We start from the raw sequence: 8,284 nt of genomic DNA, 5'->3' as shown, positions 1-8,284 counted from the left end.
GGCAGCCTGCTGCATGTGGGCAGCGGCACCTTCGATATCGCCACGGCCAATCTGCTCAACGCTGGCGGCAATGTGCAGACCCGCGGCGGCCTGACCCTGACGGCGGACAACTGGACCAATAGCAGTGTGCTGCAGGCTAACCGACTGACGCTGAACATCGGTACCCTGAACCAGACGGCCAACGGGCAACTGCTGGCTGTCGATAGCCTGACCGGCACCGGCGGCAACTGGAACAACGACGGCCTGATCGCCAGTGATGGCTCGGCCAGTTTGAACCTGAGCGGCAGCTATGGAGGTAACGGTCGCTACAGTACCCAGGGGACACTGGGCCTGAATGCCGCCTCGGTCAGTCTGGGTAGCGCCGGCAGTATCGCTGGCGGCGGGGATAGCACGCTCAACGTGGGCGGCCTGCTGAGCAATGCGGGGCGCCTGACTTCCAACGCCGGCCTGAGCGTCGTTTCCGGCAGCTTGACCAACAACGGCACCCTGGCCAGTGCCCAGAACCTGTCGATCAAGACTCATGACCTGCTGAACAATAACGGCTCGCTGCTGTTCAGTGGCGGTGACATGGGCTTGCAGGTCGATACCTTGACCAACAACCAGGGCGACATCTACAGCCTGGGGGCATTGACGGTATCCGGGTACGCCGACGGCACTCGCGCCAACCAGCTGGAAAACATCTCCGGCAGCCTCGAGTCCCAGGGTGATATGACCCTGCGGGCGCAGAGCCTGCTCAATCGCAAGGACAAGCTGACCTACAAGAGCAGCTTTGTCTCCGGCAGCATTGGCGTCAACAACTACTACACCGGCTCGAAACACCGCCAGACCAACTACATTGCCACCGAAGTCTTCCAGAGCGCCATCGATGAGGATTCCCGGCAAGCCAGCCTGCAGTCCGGGCGCAACCTGACGATTGACGGTGGGGATATCGTCAACCGCTACAGCGCGATGACCGCTGCCGGCAACATCAACATCGCTGCCAATAACCTGACCAACGAAGGCGCGGTGGCTGGTCGTACGACCCGAACCCGGACCTGGTACTCCGGCTGGGCCAAGAAAGGCTCGGACTATGGGTTCATCAGCAGTTATGTCGTGCCCTACAACGCCCAGTCGACGCCGACGCCAATCTCGGTCGATGCCTTCACCAATTACACCTCGGCCTGGGGCGGCGGCCTGATCGGAGACACCACGACGGCCGCGTCCGGGGGGACCGGGCTGGCAGCCGCTGTGATCCAGGCGGGTGGAAGCGTTGCCATCAATGCAACACAAAACCTGATCAACAGTTCGGTCGTCGACTACACCCGTCCCGAAATCACGCAACAGCGCTCGGCGGCAACCGCTACCGCGAAGGTGTTGCCTTCGGTCGTGTTGCTCAATGCCCAACTGCCGCCGAACCTGGCGCAGCAACAAGTGAATCCGGTGACCCTGCCGGGCTTCAGCCTGCCATCCGGCCAGAATGGTCTGTTCCGCCTCAGCGGGCAGGGCGTTTCGCTGGTAACGGTGGCGGGCGCCCAGGGCATGCGTTCCTCGGCAGTCGATACTGCCCAGCGCCAGCAGAATGCGGGTGACGGGCAGGCGCGCAACCTGCCATTGGCCGATGCGGCTCGGGGCACTGCAGGCGACCTGCAGCTTGAGCAAAATGCTCGACCGACTACTGCAACCATCGTGAGTGGCAATGTCGCCGGGCCAGGGGATGCCGGCAGTGTTCTGCTGCCCGCCGGCAGCCAGGTCGTCAACCATGTACGAGGCCTGCCTGATGTGTCCGGCAAGTCCAGCCCGCAGAAGTACCTGATCGAAACCAACCCGGTGCTGACCGACCTCAAGCAGTTCATGAGCTCGGACTACATGCTGTCGAATCTGGGTTACGACCCGGACGCCAGCGCCAAGCGCCTGGGTGATGGGTTCTACGAGCAGAAACTGATCCAGCAGGCCGTGACGGCGCGCACCGGCCAACGTTTCATCGATGGGCAGACGTCTGACGAAGGTCTCTACAAGTACCTGATGGACAACGCCATCAAGAGCAAGCAGGAACTCAACCTGGCCGTCGGCGTCAGCCTGACGTCCGAACAGGTGGCGGCCCTGACCCATGACATCGTCTGGCTGGAAAACACCGAGGTCAACGGCGAGCAGGTCCTGGTGCCGGTACTGTACCTGGCCAATGCCAACAACCGCCTGACCGCTGACGGCGCCCTGATCCAGGGCTCCGACGTCAAACTGATCGCCGGCCAGGACCTGAGCAACGCCGGGACCTTGCGCGCCAGCAACAACCTCTCTGCCAGCGCCGGCAATGACCTCAGCAACAGCGGCCTGATCCAGGCCGACAACCGCCTCGACCTGCTGGCGGGGCACAACATCGTCAACAAGGCTGGTGGTGTCATCGCCGGTCGTGATGTCAGCCTCACCGCCACCACGGGCGATGTGATCAACGAGCGAACGGTCACCCAGATCGACAGTGGCAGGGGCGATGTCACGCTCCATCGTGATGTCGTCGACAGCGCGGCCCGTATCGAATCGGCCAACGACCTGGTCGTGCGTGCCGGCCGTGACGTGACCAGCCAGGGCGGCGTGCTGCAGAGCGGCCGTGATACCCAGATCGTCGCCGGTCGTGACATCAACCTGATTGCCGCTGAACAGCGCGATGCCGTCAGCATTGGCAAGGGCCACAGTACCGAGCAGATCACACAGCTCAGCTCGACGTTGACGGCTGGTCGCGACGTTTCGCTCGGTGCGGGCCGCGACCTGACCGCCATCGCCAGCCAGATCGACGCCAAGCGTGATGTTGCCCTGTCGGCCACTGGCGACCTGACTCTGGCGTCGGCGGCAAACGAGCAGCATGTCTATGACCAGACGCGGAAGGTGACGCGTCAGGAGGATCATACCCAGCAGGTGGCGAGCAGTGTTTCGGCGGGTGGTAACGCCGTGCTGACCGCCGGCAAGGACCTGGGGCTGATCGCCAGCAAGGTCAGTGCGGGTGACGAGGCTTACCTGAGTGCTGCCGCCAACCTGACGCTGCAGACGGCGACCAACGACGACTACAGCTTCTTCAGCAAGGTGAAGAAAAGCTCCTCGGGCAAGAAGAGCCAGTTGGATGAGGTGGCCAGTAGTACCAACATGGCCAGTTCGGTCAGTAGTGGCAAGAACAGTACCCTGGTCGCGGGGCAGGATCTGATTGTCAAAGGCAGCGAAGTTTCTGCCGAAACGGGCGCGGCCAAACTCGTGGCCGGCAATGACGTTCAGATTCTCGCCGTTACCGACTCCAACAGTGCCCGCCATGAGCGCAGCAAGAGCAAAAGCAGCTGGGGTGGCCTGAAGTCGAGCAAGGTCAAGGACAAGGTTGCTGAAACCCAGACGACTGCCGTTGGCAGTGTCATCTCGGGCAATACGGTGGATGTGGCAGGCCTGAATGACGTCAAGGTGACGGGCTCCGGCCTGGTCAGTACCCAGGACCTCACCGTTAAAGCCGGTCGCGACCTGGTCATCGACGCGGCTGAGAACACCTTCACCCGCACCGAGATGCACAAGGAGAAGAACCGCGACCTGACCGGTGTACTGACCGCCAACAAGCTGGGCATTGACGACATTACTGGCAACCAGCACCTGTCCATCAGTAGCCAGAGCCATAACGGCCAGTCGGACCAGACGACACTGACGGGTAGCACGGTGGGTTCCAGCCAAGGGAATGTGACCCTCACGGCCGGTCGTGACCTGGCAGTGATTGCGAGCGATCTGGTCAGTACCAAGAACATGAGCCTGACCGGTTCCAATGTCAGCATCGCTGCCGGGATGGAGAGTGCCAGCCAGAGCACTACCGACAAGTCTGCAAGCCTGGCGGTGGGGCGGGTGATCGGTGGCGCTGTCGTGGACAGCGTCAACACCATCCGTAGCGCGGTGAAGGCGGCGAACAATGCCGATGATCCGAAGCTCAAGGCGGTGAAGCTGGCTCAAGCGGCCTTGGCTGCCTACAATCTGGGAGGTATGGGGAGCTCGGTATCCGGCAGCGCGGACGCCTATCTCAACAAGCAGGGCAGTACCTCGGCCAACGGTTCGCTGATCAAGATCGGTACCGAGATCGCCAGTACCCGCAGCAAAAGTACCAGTGAGTATGAGAGCCAGACGGCCAAGCAGAGCTCACTCAACGTGGGGCAGACCCTGGCTATCGATGCGACCGGGAAGGCGGCAGGAACGGCCGGCGATATCCACGTTATCGGCAGCACCCTGAAGGCGGCTGATACCGACCTGGCGGCCAAGCACGACATCGTTCTGGAAAGCGCACAGAACACCGCGGATTGGGCCAACAACAGCTCCAATAACAGGACGGCCATTGGCGCCAGCTTCAACATCGGCCAGCAGAATGGTTTCACCCTGGACCTGGGTGCCCAGATCGCCAAGAGCCTGGGTACCGGTGGCTCAGTGACCCAGGTCAACAGCACGCTGGACACCGGTGCACTGACCCTGCATAGCGGCAATGACACCACCCTGGCGGGTGCGCAGGTACGGGCCAAGTCGATCGATGCGCTGGTCGAGGGCAACCTCAACATCGCCTCGCGCCAGGACTCCGAGACCGAGAAGAACAAACAGGGCAGCGCCGGTATCGGCGGCAGTATCTGTATCCCACCGTTTTGCTATGGCGTGCCGGTCATGGTGTCGGGCAACCTTGCCGCCGGCAACATGAAGAGCAACTACAAGGCGGTCGAGGATCAGAGCGGGCTGTTTGCGGGTGCCGGTGGCTACGACATCTATGTCGGTCACAACACCACCTTGCAGGGGGCGGTCATTGCCAGCGATGCGACGGCGGACAAGAACCTGCTTAGTACCGATCGTCTGATCGCCAGCGATATCAAGAACAAGAGCGAGATCAAGAGTACCTCTGTCAGCGTCAGCGGTTCGGCCAGCTTTGGTGGTGGCGCTTCTAGCGCCGGCCTGGGCGGCATGTTCGGCATGTCGCTCAGCGATTCGGACAGCAGCAAGACCCGTAGCGCTGTCAGCGAGGGCACCATCGTCGTGCGTAACGCTGAAGGGGCCAACGATCTGGTGGGCCTGAGCCGCGATACGGCCAATGCCAACGAGAAGATCGACCGGCCTGACAAGAAGGCGATGGAAGAGCGCATGGAGCTGATTCGCAGCTCCGTGGAGTTGGTCAATGGCATTTCGGATGCGATTGCCAAGGCCAAGATGGAGGCGGCTCAGGACCCGAACAGCGAGGAGTTCAAAGCTGCTCGGCAGCAGTTGCTGGACAAGGGCAACGCCAATCCAACTGGAGAGCAGATCGCTCAGCAGGTCAGCCAGAACTATGGCGTGGGCAGCAGCTTCAAGAAGGCGGCTCAGGCGGTCAGTGCGGTTGTGCAGGGTGTGCTGGGCGGGAACATTGGCGGAGCGTTGGCGGGTGCGGCTGCGCCTTATGTGGCACAGAGCATTAAGGAAGCCACCAGGGGGGACGACGCTGCGAACCTGATGGCGCATGCTGTCTGGGGGGCAGTGCTTGCAAGCTCGCAAGGTAACTCCGCTTTGGCCGGTGCGGCCGGTGCGGGCATTGGTGAGTACATTTCCAAGCAGCTTTATCCGAACAAATCTGTTGATCAACTGACCGAGTCGGAGAGGCAGACAGTTTCGGCACTGTCGACACTGGCTGGTGGTTTGGCCGGAGGGTTGGCGGCCGGTGGTTTGGATAACGCCATTGCAGCTGCTGGTGCAGCGAAAAATGCGGTGGAAAACAACCATCTGAGTTTTGAGGAAGGCATTTCTCTTGACCAGAAACGCAAGGAGTACAACTCATCCTGCGTTGGCAGTAGCTCGGATGAGTGCAGGAAACTTGCTGCCGATATTCAGGCATTGCTCAAGAAAGGGGAGAGCGAACTCAAGCATGAAGTTTATGCGGGCACTGATCTGATTCCGGCCAATAGTTGGGACAATACGCCAGGTCAGATCGTCAGTTGCAAGATATCCGCGACTGGTTTTTGCATTATCACCAACCAGTCGGTGAAAACCGATCTGGGGGACGAGTGGTACCTTAAACCTGCAACTGCCGAGCAGGCGCTGGTAGCGCAAGGCAATGAGGAGAAACGCAAGAATGAAGCTCAGGCCAACCTGAAACGAATTGCTGAGCAGACATTTGCTGAGGGATGTAGTGGTATGGGGGTGGTTGGCATTGCCTGCCAGCTCTCGATGGCGGCAGGTGTGACCAACCCGGTTACCGAAAAGGAGGCGACCACTGGGGAGAGAATCGGTTGGTTTGCGCAGGCTGTTCTCAATATCATCGGTTTGAAAAGTGCTGTAGGGAGTGTCGCAGCTAAAGAAGGTGAAGCTGCGACTGTGGCCAAAGGTGAGACGCCTCCTCGTAGTCCATGTTGTTTCGCAGCAGGAACCATGGTTGCTACCCCTTTTGGCGACAAGGCGATTGAAACGCTCAAGGTCGGAGATATCGTTTGGAGCAAGCCTGATACAGGTGGGAAACCGTTTGCTGCGGCTATTCTGGCAACGCATTACCGAAACGATCAGCCAATCTATCGGCTCAAGCTGGAGAGTGTCGGTACGGATGGGGCAGCAGAGACTGAAACGCTGCTGGTAACGCCGTCTCACCCATTTTATGTGCCAGAGCGGCGAGACTTCATTCCGGCCATCGACCTCAAACCGGGTGACTTGCTCCAGTCGCTCAGCGATGGTGAGGGTGAGGGTGCTTCGACGCGAGTGGCGTCTCTGGAGCTGTTTCTTCCTGTGGGGGAAACGTATAACCTGACGGTCGATATTGGACATACGTTCTATGTTGGCAAGCTGAAAACGTGGGTTCACAATACTGGTACTAATGCTCCATGCTCGATTGATGGGCGGCCGGTTGCGGGTTCTGAGGGTGGTGCAAAAGGTGGAGCTGCTAGCTCCGGCGCTGAAAATGCTGCCTTGTATCCAAAGCTGAAGGATCAACTGATACAAGAAAACCTGAGCAATATTGCGGCTCAGGACTCAAGATTAGCTGCGGCTGTGAACGGCAGTGGAACGAAAAATCCGAACTTCTCTATAGGTCAAGGTACATCTTCCGAAGCTAATCAGTTGGGTAAAACCTGGGTTGGAGATGGTGCGACAAAAACAAGTGATGGGCTTGGTTTGATTAGCGCAGACGGCACTCGTGTATATAGGCCGCCGACACCCAAAGATTCATCTTTTGCAACGACAGGCGTGCAGGCCAATTTCGAAATGTACAACATCAACCCGGTAACAGGTCAGCGCGTAAAAGTAAGTAACGGCCATCTGAATGTGGCTGACTAGGAGGAATGATGCGTGCTGTTATAAAAAGTATTTCTAATGATTTTTTTGATGTCGAGACCTACGTCCCTGAGAACGTAGACAACTTTTCTTTAAGTCTTCGTATTCGAATTGGGCTTGATATTACGCAAGGGGCAGATGATTTTGAACTTTTCATCTGCACTCCAAAGTGGTTAGAAGAGACAATGTGGGAGCCCCGTTGGGGGAGAGGTCTATTAATTGTTCGAGAATATGATTTTTCGACTATTAATGGATTGATTCATGAGTATGTGAGTCGCTGCGAGGGGGATAGCTGGGAAACTATCGTGATAAAGCTGGGAAAGATATTTGCCTGGGAGTTTGATGATTACCAACCCTAATCAATAGGGTTGTTTATCTAACAACGGCCATGTGCAATGTTGCTTTATCTGTAGAAGTCTCAGACTTGATCTGACACCCTGACACCCTGACACCCTGACACCCTGACACCCTGACACCGGCCTTGCGCCGGTGTTTTTGCACCCTATCTGCACCCTTTTTGCCGCCTTCTTGCATCCTTTCTGCAGTCAAGTTGCATCCCTTTTGCACCCACCCTGACGACCTACGGTCTATCTGCTCAAGACGCCCTTTTTGATCATGAATTTTCGCTCCTTAACAGGAGCAAAATCTCAATACACATCACGCACCTCTTGCGAGGTGGGTATTTTCTATATTGGTCAATTAGTTATCTTATTTCTGCCTTCTAGGCAGTGCTATACATTTGTCATACAAAACACAGGTTTTGCCCAATAAACACGGGCGTGCGGTGTATTACCTTTGTAATACACTGACCTGTCGCCTTCCGATTACTCCTTCCCTTTAGTTGCTGGCCCTGCTGCACGGGCAATGGCCCCGGCTACCTGGTGTTTCACAATCACTGCATCGAGCAGGCCTCGTACCAGTTCTTGCTCTTCCATCGGCATGCGTGAAATCGCTTCGAACTGGTAGCGCAATCGATCATCCGGACCGGATCGTGTCCCTAGAAGTGGTGTAACTGAACCAACCGAAGGCG

At 58.2% G+C, this 8,284-nt stretch carries 3 protein-coding genes; 2 read left to right on the top strand and 1 reads right to left on the bottom strand.

The features are described 5' to 3' along the window. Positions 1-7,257 (top strand): hemagglutinin repeat-containing protein (locus K675_RS31815; RefSeq protein WP_017902896.1); only part of this gene is annotated, 7,257 nt, incomplete at its 5' end. A gap of 8 nt (positions 7,258-7,265) precedes the next feature. Further along, a complete protein-coding gene (locus tag K675_RS0107495; protein ID WP_017902895.1) occupies positions 7,266-7,613 on the top strand; it encodes an immunity 8 family protein in 348 nt (115 codons plus the stop codon). 465 nt (positions 7,614-8,078) lie between these two features. On the opposite strand, the gene K675_RS33540 is transcribed toward K675_RS0107495, so the two are convergent. Then, positions 8,079-8,284 (bottom strand): hypothetical protein (locus K675_RS33540; protein ID WP_232434405.1); only part of this gene is annotated, 206 nt, incomplete at its 5' end.

The organism is Pseudomonas fuscovaginae SE-1, from assembly GCF_000364705.1.
Taxonomy (GTDB): domain Bacteria; phylum Pseudomonadota; class Gammaproteobacteria; order Pseudomonadales; family Pseudomonadaceae; genus Aquipseudomonas; species Aquipseudomonas fuscovaginae_A.
This window is presented reverse-complemented; position numbering and strand designations above follow the sequence as displayed.